Origin of the sequence: Chloracidobacterium sp. N (assembly GCF_018304765.1) — a bacterium.
GTDB lineage: Bacteria > Acidobacteriota > Blastocatellia > Chloracidobacteriales > Chloracidobacteriaceae > Chloracidobacterium > Chloracidobacterium aggregatum.
Map to the genome: position 1 here is coordinate 157,552 of NZ_CP072643.1, position 20,323 is coordinate 177,874.

At 63.6% G+C, this 20,323-nt stretch carries 18 protein-coding genes; 10 read left to right on the forward strand and 8 right to left on the reverse strand.

Features of this window, described 5'->3' with window-relative positions; all coding sequences use genetic code 11:
* Positions 1-25: 25 nt before the first annotated feature.
* Together J8C05_RS11755 and J8C05_RS11760 are read right to left on the reverse strand one after the other, a co-directional pair.
* The gene (locus tag J8C05_RS11755; protein WP_211423729.1) at positions 26-1,249 is read right to left on the reverse strand and encodes an efflux RND transporter periplasmic adaptor subunit; all 1,224 of its coding nucleotides are present in this window, start codon (positions 1,247-1,249) and stop codon (positions 26-28) included.
* A 107-nt stretch (positions 1,250-1,356) separates the two neighbouring features.
* Positions 1,357-3,843, reverse strand: coding sequence for a TonB-dependent receptor (locus tag J8C05_RS11760; protein ID WP_246840799.1), 2,487 nt, complete (start codon positions 3,841-3,843; stop codon positions 1,357-1,359).
* Positions 3,844-4,157: 314 nt separating this feature from the next.
* On the opposite strand from J8C05_RS11760, the gene J8C05_RS11765 reads away from it, so the two are divergent.
* From J8C05_RS11765 to J8C05_RS11800, 8 genes are all read left to right on the forward strand, one after another.
* Positions 4,158-4,526, forward strand: a complete 369-nt coding sequence (locus tag J8C05_RS11765; RefSeq protein ID WP_211423730.1) for a hypothetical protein — start codon at positions 4,158-4,160, stop codon at positions 4,524-4,526.
* A 163-nt stretch (positions 4,527-4,689) separates the two neighbouring features.
* Entirely contained in the window at positions 4,690-5,160 is a 471-nt protein-coding gene (locus tag J8C05_RS11770) for a hypothetical protein (RefSeq protein WP_211423731.1), read from the forward strand.
* Positions 5,157-6,341, forward strand: a complete 1,185-nt coding sequence (locus tag J8C05_RS11775; protein ID WP_211423732.1) for an alpha/beta fold hydrolase — start codon at positions 5,157-5,159, stop codon at positions 6,339-6,341. Before J8C05_RS11770 ends, J8C05_RS11775 begins: the two co-directional genes overlap by 4 nt.
* Before the next feature lie 136 nt (positions 6,342-6,477).
* Positions 6,478-6,963 carry a flagellar export protein FliJ gene (gene fliJ, locus J8C05_RS11780; RefSeq protein WP_211423733.1) on the forward strand — a complete coding sequence of 162 codons (486 nt, stop codon included), beginning with the start codon at positions 6,478-6,480 and terminating at the stop codon, positions 6,961-6,963.
* A 170-nt stretch (positions 6,964-7,133) separates the two neighbouring features.
* On the forward strand, positions 7,134-7,991 hold the full coding sequence (locus tag J8C05_RS11785; protein WP_211423734.1) for a vWA domain-containing protein: 858 nt from the start codon (positions 7,134-7,136) through the stop codon (positions 7,989-7,991).
* Between the two features lie 74 nt (positions 7,992-8,065).
* Positions 8,066-8,782 (forward strand): hypothetical protein, encoded by a 717-nt coding sequence (locus J8C05_RS11790; RefSeq protein ID WP_211423735.1) that lies wholly within the window; start codon positions 8,066-8,068, stop codon positions 8,780-8,782.
* A 51-nt stretch (positions 8,783-8,833) separates the two neighbouring features.
* Positions 8,834-10,111: a tetratricopeptide repeat protein gene (locus tag J8C05_RS11795; RefSeq protein ID WP_211423736.1), complete on the forward strand. Its 1,278-nt coding sequence runs from the start codon at positions 8,834-8,836 to the stop codon at positions 10,109-10,111.
* Positions 10,111-11,484, forward strand: a complete 1,374-nt coding sequence (locus tag J8C05_RS11800; protein WP_211423737.1) for an O-antigen ligase family protein — start codon at positions 10,111-10,113, stop codon at positions 11,482-11,484. Before J8C05_RS11795 ends, J8C05_RS11800 begins: the two co-directional genes overlap by 1 nt.
* 41 nt (positions 11,485-11,525) lie before the next feature.
* Here J8C05_RS11800 and J8C05_RS11805 read toward each other — a convergent pair whose 3' ends face one another.
* The 6 genes from J8C05_RS11805 to J8C05_RS11830 form a co-directional block, all read right to left on the reverse strand.
* Positions 11,526-12,176, reverse strand: a complete 651-nt coding sequence (locus J8C05_RS11805; RefSeq protein ID WP_211423738.1) for a hypothetical protein — start codon at positions 12,174-12,176, stop codon at positions 11,526-11,528.
* A 320-nt stretch (positions 12,177-12,496) separates the two neighbouring features.
* Positions 12,497-13,576: an EscU/YscU/HrcU family type III secretion system export apparatus switch protein gene (locus J8C05_RS11810; protein WP_211423739.1), complete on the reverse strand. Its 1,080-nt coding sequence runs from the start codon at positions 13,574-13,576 to the stop codon at positions 12,497-12,499.
* Complete coding sequence (locus J8C05_RS11815) at positions 13,563-13,988, reverse strand: hypothetical protein (protein WP_211423740.1); 426 nt, start codon at positions 13,986-13,988, stop codon at positions 13,563-13,565. The genes J8C05_RS11810 and J8C05_RS11815 overlap by 14 nt, the downstream gene beginning before the upstream one ends.
* A 76-nt stretch (positions 13,989-14,064) precedes the next feature.
* Positions 14,065-14,460 (reverse strand): tetratricopeptide repeat protein, encoded by a 396-nt coding sequence (locus tag J8C05_RS11820; protein WP_211423741.1) that lies wholly within the window; start codon positions 14,458-14,460, stop codon positions 14,065-14,067.
* A 45-nt stretch (positions 14,461-14,505) separates the two neighbouring features.
* Positions 14,506-14,868, reverse strand: a complete 363-nt coding sequence (locus tag J8C05_RS11825; protein ID WP_211423742.1) for a hypothetical protein — start codon at positions 14,866-14,868, stop codon at positions 14,506-14,508.
* Positions 14,869-15,016: 148 nt separating this feature from the next.
* A complete protein-coding gene (locus J8C05_RS11830; RefSeq protein ID WP_211423743.1) occupies positions 15,017-15,268 on the reverse strand; it encodes a hypothetical protein in 252 nt (83 codons plus the stop codon).
* A gap of 233 nt (positions 15,269-15,501) precedes the next feature.
* Here J8C05_RS11830 and J8C05_RS11835 point away from each other — a divergent pair, with 233 nt between their 5' ends.
* Together J8C05_RS11835 and fahA are read left to right on the forward strand one after the other, a co-directional pair.
* On the forward strand, positions 15,502-18,870 hold the full coding sequence (locus J8C05_RS11835; protein WP_211423744.1) for a DEAD/DEAH box helicase: 3,369 nt from the start codon (positions 15,502-15,504) through the stop codon (positions 18,868-18,870).
* Positions 18,871-18,900: 30 nt separating this feature from the next.
* Positions 18,901-20,220, forward strand: coding sequence for a fumarylacetoacetase (fahA, locus tag J8C05_RS11840; protein ID WP_211423745.1), 1,320 nt, complete (start codon positions 18,901-18,903; stop codon positions 20,218-20,220).
* Positions 20,221-20,323 lie beyond the last annotated feature (103 nt).

Consider the following 20,323-nt stretch of genomic DNA (forward strand, 5'->3'; position numbering starts at 1 on the left):
TGTTCCGGGAAGCCGGGGCGCCAGTTCAGTCCGCGATAACGACCGGGTGTCCGGTTTGCAGGTTGGCCGGATCGAGGATGACCTCATCGCCGACCTGCACGCCCTTCACGATTTCGACCCATTCCGCCGTCCGGCGTCCGAGCGTGACCGGTCGTTCCAGCGCCTTGCCGTCCCGGATGGTCAGTACCTTGTCAATCCCGGCAAAGGTCACGATGGCGCGCGGAGAAACGGTCACGGCCGTTTCGCGGTCGTTGGTGACGATCTCGGCCCGGGCAAAGGACCCCGGCTTGAGAGACCCGTCGTGGCTGACTTCCGCTTCGATGATGAGAATCCGGTTCTGCTCCAGCAGCGCCGGACTCAGCCGTTTGACGATGCCGGTGTAGGCTTTGTCGCTGCCTTCGACGGTGACGCGCACCTTCTGCTCCGGCTTGATCTGGTAGGTTTCACGTTCGGGAATCTCCACCCGCAGCCGCAGGGGATTGAGTTTGAGAATGGTGGCCACGGGCGAGCCGGCGGCCAGGAACTCCCCGATGTTGCCAAGGCGTTCCTGCACGACCCCGCCAAAGGGGGCCAGCACGGCGGTGTCATCCAACTGCTGCTGGGCGATGGCCAGTTCCGACCGCCGCTGGGCCAGGATGCCCAGCCGGTTGTTGATTTCCTCCAGCGCGTCCTGGTAGCGGCTGAGCGCGACCTTGTAGGCCGCATCGGCGGCGTCGAACTGTGACCGCGAGATGATGCCCTGATCGAGCAGCGCCTGGAAGCGTTCGCGCTCCACCTGCGCCTGTTCGAGAACGGCCCTGGCCTGGCGGACCAGACCGGTCTGCTCCGGGTCAACCCGGTCACTGCTGCCCTCGGCCGGCAGCCCCAACCGGGCGCGGGCCTGGGCGAGCGCCGCCGCCGCCTGCTGGACGCGGAGACGGTAATCGTCGGGTTCGATCTGGGCCACAAGCTGCCCCGGTCGGACGGTGGTTCCCAGATCAACGGGAATGGACTGGAGCCGTCCGGGAACCTTGACGCGCAGGGTGGCCTGCTCCAGGGGGGCCAGCGTGCCCAGCGCCGTGACAACATGTTCGACCTGTGTTCTGGTTACTGGCGTCGTTTTGACGCGCCGGACTTCAGGTGTCGGACTCGCGTCGCCCCGGGCCGCCCGGGCCAGATCGCGCTGGCAGGCCAGATTGCCGGCGACGCCAAACAGCACGGCAACGGAGAACATCCCCATGCCGAGCCTGTGTGCGATGGTGGTGATCATGTCGGTGGGCCTCATGGCCGGTTGGGCGTGCAGACGGTACAGCGCCGCCGTTTCGTCTGCCGCCGGGATGATAAACGCAAAGTATCCCGGTGAAACGCCACGGGAAACTACAGGTTCATTTCAATGTTGAAGAACCGCCGATACACGCCAAAGAACGTCCCAAACTGGGGCGCGCCCGTGTTGGCAAACACGTTGCGCGGGTTGAAGTGATTGGTCAGGTTGAAGATGTTGACCGTGACGCTGACCGCCTCAGTGTCAATCTTCCGCCCAAACGCGCCCCGGCGCACCCACTGCGGCAGGCGAATCTTCTTTGTCACGGCCAGATCAACGGCCATAAACCGTGGGTAGCGGGTTGTGTCGGCATTGCGGCGGCCGATGAAGTTCTGGGCTTCGTCCACGACGCTGTAGGGAAAGCCGTCCCGCCACTCGAAGATGGGCGCCAGCGTCAGGTCGCCCGGCAGGGCAAAGACGCCGCGCGCAAAAAACCGGTTGGGCGCGTCAATCGGCGCGTTCCCAAACTGGTTCGGGCGCAGCACCGGGTTTGGCGTGTCGCCGAAGTACGAAATGAAGTCGTTGAGTTCGGCGCGGGCCCGGCTGCGTACGTAGGAAACAACAAACGTGTGACGTGGCGTGAGCTTGACATCGGCCGTGACTTCAAAGGCGCGGTAGCTGGCGCGTCCGGTGTTGAACAGCCGGATGGCATCGGCTGACGGCTCCACATAGAAATCCCGGAACGTACGGCTGTCGAGATAGGCCAGCTTGAGCAGCGCGCGCGGATGGAGTTTGCGCGCCAGTTCAACCCGGAATGAGCGGTTGTAGGGCACGTCATACCGACCGTCCGGGCGTGCCAGGGCGAGCGTCAACGGGCGCGCCGGGCCGGGTGTTGTGCCATCCAGCGCAAAGCCGGTGCTGACCGGACGTGGCATCTGGCGGAACGCCAGCGCGTTGAGCAGGATTTTGTCATAGAACAGCCCGAATCCGGCGCGCAGGACGGTGTTTTGCTCTTTGCCGGGCGCATAGGAAAGGGCAATGCGTGGCGCCACGTTGAGCTGGGCCGCTGCCTGTTGCCATTCCAGCCGGAGCCCGTAATCGAGTTGCAGGTTGGGGCGGATGAGCCACTGATCCTGGGCGTAGCCGGCGACTTCGACGTTGCTGGCCGCCAGGTTGCCGGGATTGGCGTACACGATGCGTTCGGCCAGCGTTCCGTCGGCGCGCCGGATGTCAACCGGACGGTTGAGCACCCAGCCCCGGTTGCGGGCGGCGCTGCCGTCCACGCCGAACTTGATCTGGTGCCAGCCCCCGGCCTCGAAAGACGCCAGTGCCGTGGAGAACTGGAGCTGGTAGCGTTCCGTCGTGCGCTCGGTCTGACTGAAAAAGTTGCCGGTGCGCCCAAAGGGCGTGATGGCAAAGGGCGCGTCCCCCTTGCCGAAGACGCCGACGCCAATGCGCTTGTAGCTGAAGCGCGTCTCACTGACCGAGCCGGCCGCGGTGGCAAAGCGATGGATACCGGCCAGGGTGACATCGCGGGTGCGCCGATTCGCCGAAGCCGGCACGGGGTTGAAAAAATCCAGATCAACATTGCGCAGCCGCTGCCAGGCCAGATTGACCGTCGCGGTCAGGCTCTGGCGGGGCGACAGAATGACATCGAACTGGCTGAAACTCCGCGCGGCATACTTGCGGATTTCGTTGTCCGGGCTGGCCAGTCCGCGCACGATGGCTTTGTCCACAATGCCTTCGAGCGCCTGGGCCAGAAACACCCGGTCGCGGATGAGTGGACCCGTGATGGTGGCGCGGGGGGAGACGTTGGCCAGACCGAAGATTTTGCCGTAGCGCGCGCGGACGGACGGGAAAAAGTCATAGAGGCTGTACTTCCACTGCTGGCCGCCGGGCTTGGTTTCCAGTCGTTTGACGCCGCTGGTGAACTTGCCATATTCCGGCAGGTAGGGATTGGTGAAGATTTCCGCCCGTTGGAGGGCTTCCAGCGGGATTTCGACCTGGAACCGTCCGGTGGCCGGGTCGTTGCTGAGGCTGCCGTTGACGAGAATGGCCGCCTGGTCTTCGCGCGCACCCTTGATGCTCGTGCGGCCGTCATTGGAGCGGATGACGTTCGGCACCGGGGGAAAGGCCGTCAGGATGTCACGTCCGCGTGCGGGCAGGATGCGAATCTCGGCCGGCGTCAGGCTGGTGGTTGCCGTGGCCCCCCGGGCAATGAGTGGAGCTTCCTCGTCGCCGCGTACTTCGACGATGTCGCCAGTGGCAGGGCTGAGTTCAATGGGCTGTTCGAGGAAAGCGCCCGGCTCAACGGCGTAATGTTCGTCGGTCAGAAGCGTGTAGCCGGTAGCCGTGACGGTGAGCCGGTAGTCTCCGCCAGGGGCCTCGGTAAACACGGCCTTGCCGTTGGCATCGGTGACTTTCGTCAGCACGGGCGCGGTTGGCGAGCCGGATTTTGGCGTCAGCGTGATGGTGGCCCCCGCCAGGGGGTTCCGCGTTGTGCTGTCCGTGATGACGAATGCCACGACACTCGTCTGCTGTTGTGCCGCCGTTCCGGTCGCTGTCCCAAAGAACAGGGTGGCGCTGATTGTCCACAGAAGCACACCAACGAACCAAAGTTTGTTTGCGAACCAAAGTTTGTTCGCCACGCCGGCGTCGCCCTCCTTTCTGGCAACTGGACGTGTACAACTTTGCCCGGCCGGGTACGTCTGTGACTGTTCAGACACACACTGCGCCGGAAGATGCCGCGTCAACGCCTTTTTCCGCACAAACAACAAGTGTAAATGAAGACTTTTCAAGGTTTGCAGATTTTTTTGTGCAGATGCGAAAAAAAATCTTGACACAATGCGTTATTGGGGGCTAGTCTGGGAGCAGCCTACGGGGCTGTATTTCTGATGAACAGGAGTTGATTGTTGCCATGACACAACCGAAGCCAAAAGCGACCGAGACCTCTGACCGCCAACCCCCCTTTGCTGACCCGCTGGCGCAGGCTATGCAGTCTTCGACCGAGGCCATGCTGGACATGGCGAAAGCTTCCCGGGCGTTGACATTTGCCTCGCTGCGGGCTGGGTTGTCGGTACAGGAGGAAGCGATGAAGTCAGCCATGGTGGCGCTGACCGGGATGGAGCGGGCGACCGTAGCGGCCGGCGAGGCGGCCCGTGACCTGACGGTGTCCGGGATGGATGCCACCCGTGCCACCCTTGAACAGTGGAATGTGCTGGTTAGTGAAGGGCTGCGGAAGCAGATGGAGTTGATGGCCTTTCCGGTCAGCCAGTCTGTCAAGTAAACTCGCCAAAACGTTCACCGGCGGGAGCGGCGTGTTCGGCGCCGGCTCTTTCCTGACCCGTCAGCGCCGGCCGGGCGCTGACGGGTCGCCTTCAGGGTTCGCCTTCAGGAATGACCGGCTTTCGCCGGAAGATTGTCACCCCCGACGACAGGACAACAAAACGATGGCCAGGGCGCAAGCCGAAGCAAAATCCAACCGGGGCACCAAGCCAAACCCGTCCGCCAAGCCATTTCCGCAGGCGTTGTATGAGACGGCGACGCGGACTTCTTCCGCGCAGTGGGACAGGCTGCTGCGGCATCCCTGGTTTCTGCGTCCGGTGTCGCTTTACCTTCAGGGCGTCCTGACGCTGGTTGAGCGCAGCCGCATGGTGGTTGGATTTGGGCTGCGGCTGATGAACGTGCCAACGCGCGAGGAAATCGCGGCGCTTGACCGCAAGCTGGACCTCGTTCAGGAGCAGCTTGACGAGCTGACCGCGCACCTGGTGCGGAGCGAACCGGCGGCCAAAGTGACCAGACCGGCGGCGCGCAAGCCCACGGCCCGCCGGACGACCACCACCCGCCGGCGGACAGCACGGGCGATGTCCCCGAAAACTGTTTCAGAGGCGGCACCGGATGCTGCGGCGGCAAATTCTTGACATTGTTGCCTTTGAGTGAATTTCTCGAACAGTGGCAGTGGCGGCTCGACGGCTGGTGGCTGCGCCAGACCGAACGCCAGCCGTGGGCTGGGTTGTCGGGCTGGCATGTGAACCGGTGGCTGGACTGGATGTCCTGGACTGGTGCGGCCCAGCCGTGGCATCCCTTTGCCATCGCCCAGGAAACGCGCTGCCAGGTGCAGTTGGCGACCGCGCGGGCCGTGGCGCCGCCGGTGGCGACGACCCCCTGCGTGGTCACACCGCTGGTTGGGCAGAGTCAGTTGCGCCACTACGCGCCGGTTCAGAACGGCCGCCGGACTTCGGCGCCGCCGGTGCTGGTTGTCAACTCGCTCATCAACCGGCACTACATCTTTGACCTTTATGCCGGACGAAGCCTGGTGGCGTTTCTGGCGGGGCAGGGACACCAGGTGTTCGTCCTCGACTGGGGAACGCCCGGCAGGGAGGAATCCCGGTGGCATCTGGAAGATGTGCTGGAGGGCGTCATCGGACGTGCGGTCGAGGCGGTCCTGTCTCAAACCGGTGCTGCCCAGGTGCATCTGCTGGGATACTCCATGGGGGGCGTGTTGGCAACGACCTACGCGGCGCTCCATCCGGCGCCGGTGCGAAGTCTCATCCTGCTGGGGACGCCGGCGGATTTCGTCCGCGACACGCCGTTGCAGACGTGGCTGGCCGACCCGGCTTTTGACCCACAGCGCCTGGTGGACATTTTTGGCAACCTGCCAGGCTGGCTGGTCAGTGCTTCCTTTCGCGGCATCAAGCCCATAACCTACACCACCAAGCCCTGGCTGATGTGGCTGGATGCGGTCGAGCGGGATACCCACCTGGCGACGGAAGTCTGGCTGGCGGATGCCGTTCCCCTGCCGGGACAGTTTTATGCTGACTTCGTCACGACCTACTACCGCGCCAACGCTTTGTGGGAAGGCACGTTGACCATCCATGGGCGGCGTGCGGCCCTGGCGCAACTGGATTGTCCGGTGCTCAACGTCATCGGGCTTCTGGATCAGATTGTGAATCCGGACAGCGCCGCTGCGTTGGGGGAACGGCTTTCACCGGCCCGCTACCGGGAATGCCGGGTACGGCTGGGCCACCTGGCGCTGGCCGTCGGGCGCGGGGCGCTGACGACCGTATGGCCCGTCCTTGGGCAGTGGCTGGCTTCCCGCTAGCACCGCGTGACGGGTTTGGGGGGCGGATTGTGTCCGGGGAGGACACCGGGCTTGACAGCCCCTCTTCAGAAGCGTTTGCTTGGCGGCAGAACCTTGAACCAATCAGAAGCGTCGGTTTTCCCCTGCCAGAAGCCCTATGAAGAAGCCCCGTTATCGCCTACAGCCCGTGTTGGAGGTGCGTGAGCAGGTCAAAAAAGACGCGGCGCAGCGCCTGGCAACGGCCCGCCAGGCGCTGGCGGAGGCCGAAGCCGAGCTGGCACGGCGGCTGGCGGCTGTGGATGCCTGCCGGCAGCGGCAGGCCGAGGCTGATGCGAAGCTGGTTGCGGCTTTGCGGGCCGGCTCAGCGGCGCATGTCCTGCTGGCGCACCGTACTTTTTTGGCCGACCTCAAAGAAGAAGAACGGCGTCTGCGCGCCGCCGTCGGGCAGCAGCGCGCCGCCATACAGCAGGCCGAAGCCGCCGTTGAAGCGGCCCTGCAGGGCCTCATCGAGGCTTCCAAAGAGGTGCAGGCCATCGAGAAGCACCGGGAAAACTGGCAGCAGTCCCGCAAGCTGGAGGCTGAACGCCGCGAAAACAAGGCCAATGACGAGTTTGGCACGGCGCGTCATGGCCGGCAGGACTAAGCCGCTGGGATGGCGTAGTTTAGCGAGTGCTTGACGATGCAGTGCCGGTAGTGTTACCAAGCAGGAAATTTGTCTTACACCACACATTTTTGTCCAACATCAACCAAGCATATCAGTTGCCGCCGGTTGACCTGCCTCAAGATTCAGATTCAGATAGGGAGAAGCTAATCATGATACGCCAGATTCGATTTGGGTTGGGATTGGGTACGGTGTTGCTGACCGGATGGCTGGCCAGCGATGTCGTCTGGGCACAGATGCCCACCATGAAGCGCGAGGAACGCATTCTCGGCGACCGGGCCGGCGCCAACTACAGTGTCCTTGAAGGCGGGATGCGCGTGCCGGCGACCGTGACCCAGATTAAGCCTGTTGAGCAGGTGGTCATTATTCTGGATGGTTCAGGCAGCATGGTGCCGATCTATCCACGGATCGTGGAAGAACTGCGCAAGGCGCTGCCGTCCCAGATGGCTGTGCCCACGGCCATTGCCCGCTTCAGCATGCAGAAAACGATGTTGCAGGACTTTACGACCTCCCGGGCCGCCCTCGACGGCGCGTTGGCCAAAGAGCAGCAGTTGTGGTCGAGCGGTGGGACCAACGACGGTACGATGAAGTCAAAAACCAACATCTACGGGGCTCTGACCGGTTTGCAGGAAGTCATCGGCAACAGGATGACGCACTGCATCGTCGTCACCGATGGCAATGACAGCTTTACCGAACGTATAGACCTGCCGCGCGTCATCAAGGAAAACATGGTGGTGTCGTACGTCAACTGGGCCTACCGCAGCTTCAGCGCCCGGGTGGACGAAGAAAACGCCGTCCTCGTGACGGGGAGTGGTTCACGGCGCATGGACATCCCGAACGTGACGCTCCGTTTCGTCGTCCGGCAGACCGGCGGCGAAGTGGTCAACTACGATGACTGGAAAGCCTTTGGCGCGTATTTCAAGCGCCGCCTCACCACGCCGGGCGCACTCTACCGGGCAACCTGGGAATCCACAAATCCTGAAATACCATTTACACTGTCGGCGCGGTGAGCCGAAGGCTCCGGCCGTTTGATCGCATTGTTTTTTTACAGGTCTTTCAACTCTTTTTTTGGAGAACCCATCCGATGACGCGCCATCTGAAACTCGCATGTGCTTTCGCGCTGGCCGTTGCTTTGGCAACGGCGGCGTGGTTTCCGCTCTCCGGTCGTCACGTCAGCGCGCAGGGCGCGCAGGCAGCGCAACTGATGCCGCGCGGTGACGTCAAAATCAACGGCAACCCGGCGGCCGGCAGTATGGCTGTCGCCAGCGGCAGCCGCATCACCACCGGCAAGACCGGCTACGCCATCCTGAGCATTGCCAATGTCGGGCAGTTCTACATGGGTGACAACAGTGAAATCGTTGTCAACTTCCTGGCCGACCGGGTACGGATCGAACTGGCCGCCGGGATTCTCCGTTGCATCAAGAGCAGTGGCTCGGTTGTCCAGGTTTTTTCAACCCGGTGCACCCACATTGATGTCATCAAAGGCAATGTCGCGACGTTCAGCGGACCGGAAGCCTCCGCGCCAGCAATAGAGACGATTGGCGAAGCGCAGGCCCGGGATTACCCGGAAAGCGCCTACACTCGTTTTGACTCAACCGGCATGGATGATTTCCGGTGTGCTGTTTTTGACTGTGCCGTTTCGGCCTCGCCGGCGCTGCCGGTGATTCCACCAGTTGTGCCGGTGATTGGCGCCAATCCGGGCGTGTTGGCGACGGTTGTGGCGGCCGGGGCTATCACCGGCATCATCCCGATCATCACGACCGGTCAGGATGACGCGCCGGTAAGTCCGGCACGTCCCTGAGTTCCTCAAGACCTGCCGGCGGGAATGCTCCGGCGGATTGGCGCTGACAGCATGAAGCCGCGGCGCCTCATTCCTGGTTTGTCTCTGATGCTCATCGGCGGCTTCGGGTTCTGGCTGTCCTGGCAGAACGAAGCCGCCGATGATGTTTGGCAGCAACGTCGCCCGCCAGCGTCCTATGAAGATCTGCTTCAGGCGGCGACGCGCGCGCCCTCAAATCCACGTCTCTGGGGTGCCTTGGGGCTGGCCTGCCTGTTGGACCCGCAGCATCTCGACTACCAGGAATCCGAACGTCATCTGCGCCACGCTCTGTCGCTGGCGCCCAATGACGTGCGCCTGTGGGGCTGGCTGGGCGACACGCTGGCCATCAGTGGGCAGGTGGACGAAGCCGAGCGCACCCTGCGGCAGGCCCAGTCCCTGGCCCCCAACCATTTCATCACGCAGTGGCGACTGGCCAACGCCCTGATTCGGGTCGGCAAGCTGGAGGAAGCCGCCCCTTATGCGCGTGGCGCACTGCGCTCAAACCCAACCCAGGCCATCCTGATGCTCGATCTGGGATGGCGGATTTCCAACGGCAACCAGTCGTATGTCGAATCATTGCTGCCGCCGGGACTGCCGGATGTGGAATACCAGTACCTGCGGCTGCTCGTGCAGCAGCAGCGTGTGGCGGCGGCCATCCAACGCTGGCAGGCGGTGCTGGCAAAGCAGCCCGACCCGGAACGGAAGCGCACAACCGCTTTCATCCAGGATTTGCTGGCGGCCCGCGCTTATGAAGCCGCCTGGCAGGTGTGGGCCGCCCTGCCCGAACGGCAGGCGGCAGGGCTGGTACGGACGGCCATCTACGACGGGGGATTCCGTGAGCCGGTGGCCAAGGTGCCCATTTTTGAGTGGCGTTTTCAGCAGAATGAAGCCGGTGCGCGGCTGGCGCTCGACCGGGCCGCCGATGTCCCGGTTGGGGGCAATGCCCTGCAAATTGCCTATGACTCGCCGGGCCCGGCCTTTTACCACGCCCGTCAGCTTCTGGCGCTGCCACCGGGCGCGTATCGGCTGACCTACTTCGTGCGCAGCCGTGATCTGGTGGCGGCTGCGCCGCCGGTCGTGGAATTGCAGGGGGTGGGGAATCCGAAGTGGCGTGTACGTTCCCTTCCGCCCTGGCGCGAGAACCAGCCATGGCAGCGCGTGGTGTGTGAGTTTGCCGTTCCGCCGGAAGTTGGCGCTGTTGAGTTGGTCATCCTGCGCCCGTCGGAGTGTCTGACGCCGGGGACCTGTCCCATTTCGGGAACGGTCTGGTTTGGTGGTTTTGCCCTCGAAGTGATTTCCAAAGCGCGCTGATGCCATCTTCCGCACTGCACCATCTCCGCCAACGGTTGGATTCCCTGGACGAGCCGCATCCCGCCTCCCGGTTCAACGCGGCGCTGTTCGTCGGCTTTCTGCTGTGGTTGGTGTGGCTGCCGATGCCGTTTGGTTCGGTTGAGGGCTGGGCGCGGCTCATCCTGCACGCCGGCGCTTTTGGGCTGACGCTGGTGCTGGGCATCCAGACCTGGCTTGGTCAGCGGGAAGTCAACCTCCCGGCCGGGGCCATGATTGGTTTGGGCATCATTGGACTGGCTCTGGTGCAACGGCTGCCGGTGCCCGGGGTGCAGACGGTGGATGATTTCTACACCCGCCAGGCGACGGTTCACCTGCTGGCTATGGTCTGTCTGTTCGTTGTCAGCGCCAACTTCTTTGCTTCTGAAAAGCAGGCGGTGCTGTTTGCCCGCGTCTTTGTCGCCTGGGGTGGTCTCTTTGCCCTCTATGCCATCATGCAGCACTTCATCGGACAGGGAAGCTACGCAGCATTTCGGAAGCTGCTGGGAACGCCCTTCGGCACCTTTGTCAACCGCAACCACTACGCCGGGATGATCGAACTGCTGGCGCCGCTGGCCGTGGCCATGGCGGCCCAGCGGCGGCGTGGGACTGAAGACGATGTGCGGTGGCTCTACGTGGTGGCGGCGGTGGTCATGCTGTTGTCCCTGGCGCTATGCGCTTCACGCGGTGGCTGGATTGCCGGAGCTGCCGGGACACTGACCGCAGTGGCGCTCGCCGCGCGGGTGCAACGGCGCTGGCGACGGGCGGCTCTGGGCAGTCTGTCGTTGATTCCGCTGGGGGTTCTCGTCGGCGTCTGGTGGATGGGCATTGATCCCCTTGTCAGCCGCCTGCAAGCCCCCGGTGAGTTGCCGGCCACAGCCGACCAGGTGGCGCGCAATGTCATCTGGAAAAACACCCTGACGCTTGTGCGCGAGCGTCCGCTGACCGGAAGCGGGCTGGGAACCTTCCAGATTGCCTACACACGGGTGGATACGTCCAACGGGGTGAATCGCGTCGAGCAGGCGCACAACGACTACCTGCAACTGCTGGCCGAAACCGGTCTCGTCGGTTTTGCGCTGGGGATGGCCTGGCTGGGGTGGTTTTTCCGGCGGGTGCGCCAGGGATTCCGCCGCCGGTCAGGGGAGCGCCGGGCAACGGAATGGGCAACGGAATGGACAACGGAATGGACATACGTTCACCTGGGCACGGTCAGTGGATGCGTTGCCGGGCTGGTGCACGCCTGTTTTGACTTCAACTGGCAGATTCCGTCCAATGCCGCCTACTTCGTGGTTCTGGCAGCGCTGGCAACAACCACTCCGGCCCCGGAACCATTGGCGGACACGCCTCCCGAAGACTGAAGTGCCGCTGGGCTTTTTCAACCGGGTTCAACCGGGCTGTTTCAGCGTTGGGTGCTGGTGCTCATCTGGGCGAGGGTTTCGTCCTGCATGGCCATCAGGCGGTCAATGAGTTCCAGCAGCCGCAGCGACTGGTGCAGTTCATGGGACGCCCGTTGACGCTGGGGTTCGGGCAGGGCCAGGGCTTCCGGCGCGGGGATGTCTTCCGGCAGCGCGCGTCTCCGGCGGCGCTCCGGGTCATGCTCTTCCTCGTCACGCGGCAGAACGGCCAGCAGACGGCGTGCATTGCGTTGCTGGCGGTCAAGGAGTTTGCGCAGCAGTTCACGGCGCATGGTCGGGGTGAGGTGCCGCAGCGCCACGTCGTTGCCGAGCGGGGGAAGGATTGTCCCCGGCATGGTCGGCTGCTGGTTGAGACCGAGCAGTTCTTCCGTGGCTGAAGCGCCGCCGGTGGCCCGGAGCTGTTCGGCGGCCAGGGCCTGCGACGGGTCACGGCCGAGCAGGGCATCGGGAAGGATATTTTTCTGTCCTGGAACTTCCGGGGCCGGGAGTCCGCGTGGCTGGCCGATTTCGCCCGGCTGACCGATGGTGCCCTGGACGGGGTTGAACCTTGTGCCGCCGACCCGCTCGTGGCTTCCGCCGGCTGAGTTGGTCGAAGGCAGGGGCTGCCGCTGATTGACGCCGCCGACTTCTGGCATGGATATGTGCCTCCGGGATGGGGAAAGTCGTGGGGAAGTCGTTTGGGACGCGCGCGCTGGACGCCGCCCAGGGGCTGTGGGTTTGACTGTTTGGAGGTGGATGGTAAGCGAGCGGGCTGGCTGAGAAAAGGGCTTTTGTCGGTATGGCTGTGGCGTGCCTGTGGGGTGTGGCTCGTGGGCTGGTGGGGGTTGCCGGTTGTGGGGGCAACGAGGTGTGCAGAAGCCCTCTGCTGTTAGTTACCTGCATCTGATAACGAAAAATAGGTTGCTGGGAACAGTCTTTGAAGCATTTTCTACGACTACAGCCTTTGAAGCACTTTCTACGACTGGGGATGGGTTTCCGCGACGGTGTAAGCCCAGCGTAGGACAATGGCAATGGCTTCGTAGAGGTTTTCAGGGATTTCGCTGTTGACTTCGAGTTCATAGAGCGCGCGCGCCAGCGGAATGTCCTGCTTGATGGGGACGCCAGCCTCTTGGGCCACCTTGCGAATCTGGGCGGCAATCAGATCAGCACCCTTGGCTGTAATCTGCGGCGCCTGCATCGTTTTGCGGTCATAGCGCAGGGCAACGGCGACGTGCGTCGGGTTGACCAACACGACATCCGACTCACGGACAGCCTGGGCGCTGGCTTCGTTGAGCAACTCCATGTGCAGCGCCCGGCGTTCGGCTTTGATGTGCGGGTCGCCTTCCTGCTCCTTCCACTCTTCCTTCACTTCCTGCTTGGTCATTTTCAGGTCCTGGAGGTGGAGGAACTTCTGAAGGAAGAAATCCAGCGCCCCCAGCGCCACGAAACAGATGGCCACCGCCAGACCCAGTTCAATGATCTGCGCCAGGATGAACTGGCTGGTTTCCGCCGGGGAGACCCGGGCCAGCGACGGAAGCATGTGCCGCGAACCAAGAATGGTGTAGCTGGCAATGCCCGTCGCAATGACGAGCTTGAGAAGGGTCTTGGCAAACTCGATGTAGGTGCGTGATTTGAAGAACTTTTGCTGGAAGGCCGTGAAGGGATTGAGCCGGTTCATGTCCGGCTTGAGCGCCTCGGTCGAGAACAGCGCCCCAACCTGAATGTACCCAACCAGCGCCGCCAGAACGAACACCACCAGAAAAAGCGGCGCCAGGGTCATGGCCAGCGTGGTCAGCCCTTCGAGCAGCACCTCACCCGCAGCGGCCATGTCCAGCTCGCCCCTGAAGGTTGCCGCATGCTGAATGCTTTTTTGGGTGAGTCCGACCACCTGCCCGCCGATGAAGTTACCGGTGAGAAGAAAAACAATGCCCATGGACCCGACGAGCAGCGCGGCTGAAACCAGGTCCTGGCTTTTGGCCACCTGTCCTTTTTTGCGCGCATCGTCGAGCTTTTTTTGAGTCGGTTGTTCGGTCTTTTCTCCGCTACTTTCCGACATGGGACGGCGTCTCGGTCTTCAGGCGTGACAGAATGGAAAGCATTTTGCGACGGAAGCGCGGGTCATTGGCTGCCAGGTTGGCCAAATCATCCGCCATCCGTTCGCTGAGCGGCGAGTCTTGGATGGTTTCCGAAAAGCTGAGCGTCAGGAGGGACTGGGCCGATTGCCGTACGGCGGCCGTCGCTTCTTCCGGGTTGGCCAGGTTGGACTGTGCCGCAATGGCCGCCAGAGCTGACCGGGCGGGATTCTCCACGCTGCTGGTCGTGGATGTCTCGGCGGATGCGTCTGTTTCGGCGGTTTCGCCGAGACCCTCGATGAGATTTCCAAAGAGTCCACCGGCGCGTTTCTTGCCCTTGACCGGTTCAGATGAGGTTGGACCCGAACCAAATGGCGACCCCGGACGGATTTTCATGGGTGCAGCTCCTTTCGTCTGGCAGACAGCCGGGCGCAAGCGCGAAGTGGCTGAAGGAACCGGGGACGGATAAGGGTCATTCGGTCAGCGCCGCCAGGGTGTCGAGCAGCGCCTGGGCCGTCACCGCGTGGGGCGAATCGCCGCCTTCGGCAATGACCGACCGTAGCCGCTCTTCGCCTTCCTCCCGTGATCCACGATAGAGCAAAATCTCGCCCAGTTGCACTTGGGCGTGCAGACTGTCGGGAGAACGGGCCAGGACAGACTCACACAACTCCTGGGCGCGGGCCAGGTCTCCCTGCCGAATCAGGACGCTGGCCAGCCCCAGTGCCGGTAGCTCAAGGTCAGGACGCAGGGCGGCCACCCCCTGGAAGACCGTGGCCGCCTCGGTGTAGCGCATGACATCGCGCAGAAGAAAACCGGCTTCCAGGACGGCGCGCAACTCATCATCCGAAGGGGTGGGCAGTACAGACATCGCAGGTGCTGTCACCAACACAATGGCATCCAAGGACAGCCGGGACTACTTGAGGTTTTGAATGGCGGCCATTTCACTGTCGTGGCGCGCCTTCATCAGGTTGCTGAGCATCTGGAACTGCTGCGACAGGCTGTTGACGCGGTTCTGGATGGAGAAAAGCTGCATCTGCTGGTGATACTGCTGGGCCAGCATGGTTTCGGCATCGGCCAGACCCGGCAGGTTTCCGCCGCGCAGGATGCCGCCCACAATGGAACCCACGCCGGGGGCGACGACATTCAGCGCCCCACCGAGAATGCCGCCAAAAATGCGCCCAAACCGCCCCGGCTCACGTCCTGGAACGGCCCCCGGCTGAGAGTTGTACGGTGACGAGGTAGGAGGTTGCAGTCCACTGATGATGGCATCCGGCATAATCGAGGTCTCCTGAGTTGTTTTGCAAGTGTCGCGAGGCTTCCCTCGTCCATGGTTATCGTCGGCCACCGGCCATTGTTGCGTCCGGTGCGGTGGCGTGGGAACCGGCTGACCGGCGGGCCGCCAACCGGACAAAACCTGCCTGTTGTCAGGTCTGGTTTTGCTGTTGGTACAGCGCGGCCATCTCGTCCAGCAGTTTCCCCACGATGTGCCAGGCCTGCGCCGCCTGTGAGGCGGTCGTGGCCTCGGCTTTGGCGCCCTGCCGGATGGCACGGTCAAGGGCGTGCCGGGTGGCATCGAGCTGCCAGCGGAGCGCCGCCAAGTTGTCCGGCGACTGAAGCAGGGCATCAAGTGTCGGGTAACGCAGCAGTTCCGCGACCGGAAAGGTACTGTCCGTCATGGGATTTTTGGATCGTCAGACACAGGATACGGAGTGGTTACAGCGTGGCGCGATGCTAGCACAAAAGCCGGCCTGGGATGGACGAGTCTGTGCCAGGCACCTGCCAGAGGGTGGCGCAGACCATGCGCAACCGTCTGGAAACTTCGCCGGATGGTTGTCGTTCACAACAGGCCCGATTATCTTCCTACACTTTGGTGGGCGGTCAGGTCGGTATAGCCCACCCTGGTGATGCTATGAACCGTTCCACGCCGTCCGCCCTGCCCGTCGCGCCTGTTTCTTCCCGGCCGGGAGATGGCGCTGCCGATTCCGTTTCGCAGCGGATTGCCGAAGCGTTTGCGCCGGAGGTGCGCGAACGTGGGGAGGCACTGCTGCGTGAAGGCCGGGTGACAGCCGTCGAAGCCCATGGCGACACGATAACGGCCAACGTTCGGGGGCGGATGACCTACCGGGTCGAGTTGCTGCGCGACGATGATGTGCTCGTGGTGTCCTGTACCTGCCCCTATTTCGAGGAAGGGCAGGTCTGCAAGCATATCTGGGCGACAGTCCGCCTTGCCGAGCAGGAGGAACACGTGCTGCCACCGCCCGCCGGGCGGCCCTTCCGGCTGTTGATGGCCGAGCTGGAGCGCCTGGATGAAGGCGATGGGTTGGACGACGTGGCCGGTGGCACCCCGGTGTCTTCCAACGGGAGCACGTCCGGGAGCGCGGCGCTCCCGGCTGTTTCAACCGCTGGCTGGCGGCGCTGGTTTGCCCGGCTTGGGCAGCAGGCCCGCCTGGCGGCGACGGATGTCGCCGAACAGGAAATCCTCTACTTCATCAACCTGGCACGGACGCTCGCCCACGGCATGCTCGTCGTGGATGTGTTTTCGCGCACACGCAAACTCGATGGCGAGTGGGGCCGGCTACGGGCGTCAGGCCTGACCGTCGGCCAGATTGCGACCCTGCCCGATGAGCGGGACCGGCAGGCGCTCGCCCTGCTGAGCGGCATTCGGGAGCATGTGGACTGGGAGCAGGCGATGGATGCCGCGCCGGTGCCGTCATCGGTGCGAATTCCCACCACCGCGTTGACGGTTGTCATGCCGTTGCTGTGCGCCACCGGGCGGTGCTGGTTGCAGACGGCGGATGAGGCCGACGCCCCGGCGCAGGTCGTGCAGCGTCCACCCCTGCAGTGGGAGCCGGAAGGGTGGCGGATGCAGCTTGAGGTCCGGCAGGTGGAAACGCCGCCGCACTATGTGCTGGTCGGCGGGCTGCGCCGGGGGGAGGCGTGGCTGCCGCTGTCAGCGCCCCGGCTGCTGCTGGCCGGTGGACTTGTGTTCTCGGAGGTTTCCGTCGCGCCGCTCCAGGATGAAGGCGTTTTTTACTGGATTGGCCTGCTGCGCAAGTCAGACGCGGTGCGGATTCCCCTCGAAGACGGCCCCGACCTGGTGGAAAAGCTGTTACGGCTGCCGACGCTGCCGCCGGTGACGCTGCCGGAAGACCTGCGGTTTGAAACCTGCCAGGGGCAGCCCCTGCCGGTGCTGCGGCTGCGGGCCGGTGAAGGGCGTCCCGGTGAGGGCTGGTTGGGGGCAACGTTGGGTTTTGAGTACGAAGGTCACTGGCTGGAAGCCACAAGCGTCCAGCCGGGCATCTTTGATGCTCCCCGGCGGCGCTTCATCCGGCGCGATCTCGTCCGGGAACGGGCGGCGGCTGAGCAGTTGCGGGCGTTGGGTCTGCGCCCGGACCGCAGTCAGGCGGGAACGCCGGAATACCGGGTTCCGGTCAAACGTCTGCCGGCGCTGGTGCGCGATCTGGTGCTGCAGGGGTGGCGGATTGAGTCGGAAGGGCGTTTGTTTCGTCCACTTCAGAGTTTTGCGCTGGAAGTCCGTTCCGGGGTGGACTGGTTCGAGCTGCACGGCAACTGTGATTTTGGAACGGCGACGGCCCACCTGCCGGAACTCCTCCGGGCGTTGCGGCAGGGGGAGACGGTGGTTACGCTGTCCGATGGCTCGCTGGGTGTACTGTCTGAGGAATGGTTCGAGCGGTATGGCTTTCTGGCGACGCTGGGCGAAGTGGAAGACGGTCATCTGCGGTTTTCCAGCGCCCAGATCAGCCTGCTGGATACCCTGCTGGCGGCACAGCCGGAAGTGCGGGTGGACACCCGCTTTCAGGCGCTGCGTGAACAACTGCACCGTTTCAGCGGTGTTGAGCCGGCACTGGAACCTCCCGGTTTTGTCGGCGAGTTGCGTCCCTACCAGCGGGAAGGGCTGGGCTGGCTGCTGTTTCTGCAGCGGTTTGGGTTTGGCGGCTGTCTGGCCGATGCCATGGGACTGGGGAAAACGGCGCAGACCCTGGCGCTGCTCGAAACCCGGCGGGTACGGCGGCAGACCGAAAGCCTGCCGCCCTCGCTCGTGGTGGCACCCCGGTCGCTGGTGTTCAACTGGCGGCAGGAAGCCGAGAAGTTCACACCCCGGATGCGGGTGCTGGAGCACACCGGTGTGGGCCGGGCGCGCTCCATTGAGCAGTTTGCCGACTACGATCTCATTCTGACGACCTACGGCACGCTGCGCCGCGATATTCTGCTGCTCAAGGACTTTGCCTTCGACTACGCCATCCTGGACGAAGCCCAGGCCATCAAGAATGCCCGCAGTGAATCGGCCAAGGCCGCGCGCCTGCTCAACTGCCGCCACCGGTTGGCGCTGAGCGGGACGCCGGTGGAAAACCACCTGGGGGAGTTGTGGAGTCTGTTCGAGTTTCTCAATCCGGGCATGCTCGGCGCGGCCTCGGTGTTTCAACTCACGGCGTCTGGCGGGCGGACGGTGGATGCCGAGCTGCAACCGCTGCTGGCCCGTGCGCTGCGGCCGTTCATCCTGCGCCGCACGAAAGAGCAGGTGGCGCGCGACCTGCCGCCCAAGACCGAGCAGACGATTTACTGCGAAATGGAACCTGAGCAGCGCCAGGCGTACAACGAACTCCGTGACCACTACCGCCGGACCCTGCTGGGCCTGGTGGATACCAAAGGGCTTCAGCGCACGCGCATTCAGATTCTGGAGGCGCTGCTGCGGCTGCGGCAGGCGGCCTGCCATCCGGGGCTGCTCGATCCGGCGCGGGTGGAGGGCCCCAGCGCCAAGCTCGACACGTTTTTCATGCATCTGGCGGAAGTGCTCGAAAGTGGCTCCAAGGTGCTGGTCTTTTCACAGTTTACCAGTCTGCTGGCGCTGATTCGGAAGCGCCTCGACGCCGACGGCATCACGTACGAATACCTCGATGGACGTACGCGCAACCGCCAGGAACGGGTGGAGCGCTTCCAGCAGGACCCGAACTGTCAGCTTTTTCTCATCAGCCTGCGGGCTGGCGGGCAGGGCCTCAATCTTACGGCGGCGGAGTATGTGTTTTTGCTCGATCCGTGGTGGAATCCGGCCGTAGAGGCCCAGGCCATTGACCGCGCGCACCGGATTGGGCAGGTGCGCCCGGTATTTGCCTACCGGCTCATCGTCCGGGATACCGTCGAGGAAAAAGTCCTGGAGTTGCAGGCGACCAAGCGGGAGCTTGCCGACGCCATCATTACGGCCGACAATAGCCTTCTGCGCCAGCTCGAACGCGCCGACCTTGAACTGCTGCTTTCGTAAGAGACCGGCCATCCAACCGGGACAAAACCGATGCTTGATTTCACCCACGACGCCGGCCGCCAGAGTTGGGTCGCGTCAGCCAACACGGCCGATACGGATTTTCCCCTTCAGAACCTGCCTTTGGGACGTTTTTCGGAATCTGCTCAGCCAGTGCCCCGGCTGGGTGTCGCCATTGGCGATCAGGTGCTTGATCTGACCCGCCTGGCGACGACGCTTTCGCCTGCGGAAGCCGGCGCTGCCGCCGCGTTTTTTGCGGCTTGTGCCACTGGTGACATGGCCGCCGTGTGCGCCTTGCCGCCGGAGCAGGTAACGGCCGGGCGGCGCTGGCTCTCCGACGCCCTGTGGGAAGGGGCGGCCGATGTCACAACCCGGCAGGCGCGGTTGTCGCCCTGGTTGTTGCCCCAGGCGGCTGTGACCATGCACCGGCCGCTGGAGTTCAAAAACTACACGGATTTTTACGCCTCGGTCTTTCACGCGACGAACGTTGGCGCGATGTTCCGTCCTGACAATCCGCTGCTGCCGAACTACAAGTACATTCCGATTGGCTATCACGGGCGGGCATCGTCGGTGGTCGTCAGTGGGACGCCCGTCCGGCGGCCGCAGGGGCAGACCCGTCCCGACCCGGAAGCGCTGCCGGTTTTTGGCCCTTCACGCCTGCTCGACTATGAGTTGGAGGTTGGCATGCTCGTCGGGCGGGGCAACCGGCTTGGCGAGCCGATTCCCATTGCCGAAGCGGAAGGGCATATCTTTGGTCTGTGTCTGCTCAATGACTGGTCGGCGCGGGACATTCAGGCGTGGGAGTACCAGCCGCTGGGGCCGTTTCTTTCCAAAAGTTTTGCCACGAGTGTTTCGCCGTGGGTGGTGACGCGGGATGCTCTGGCGCCGTTCCGCTGTCCGGCGATGGCGCGGCCGGAGGGTGATCCGGCGCCGCTCGATTACCTGTGGGATGGAGCCGACCAGGCCGGCGGGGGCTTTGATGTCACGCTGGAAGTTTTTTTGACCACGGCCCGGATGCGGGAGCAGGGACTGCCGCCGGTACGGTTGAGCCAGAGCCGGTTGCGTGATCTCTACTGGACGCCGGCGCAGATGATCGCCCATCACACGAGCAACGGCTGTGATCTTCAGCCGGGGGACCTGCTGGGGAGCGGCACGGTTTCGGGCCCGACGAAAGACGCGCGGGGGTGTTTGCTGGAGCTGACCTGGCGGGGCAGCGAACCACTGGCGTTGCCGTCCGGCGAGACGCGCCGCTTCCTGGAAGATGGCGATGAAGTGACGCTGCGGGGCTTTTGTAAGCGCGATGGCTTCCGGCGGATTGGCTTTGGGGAGTGCCGCGGGCGCATTGCAGGCTAGGGAACAAGGGGGCGTACGGCACGACCGGTGCGCGTCACGCTGCTGGAAGGAAGCTATTTGAACAGCTTTTTCACGTGATCATCTGCTTCGCAGGCAGTGGTTC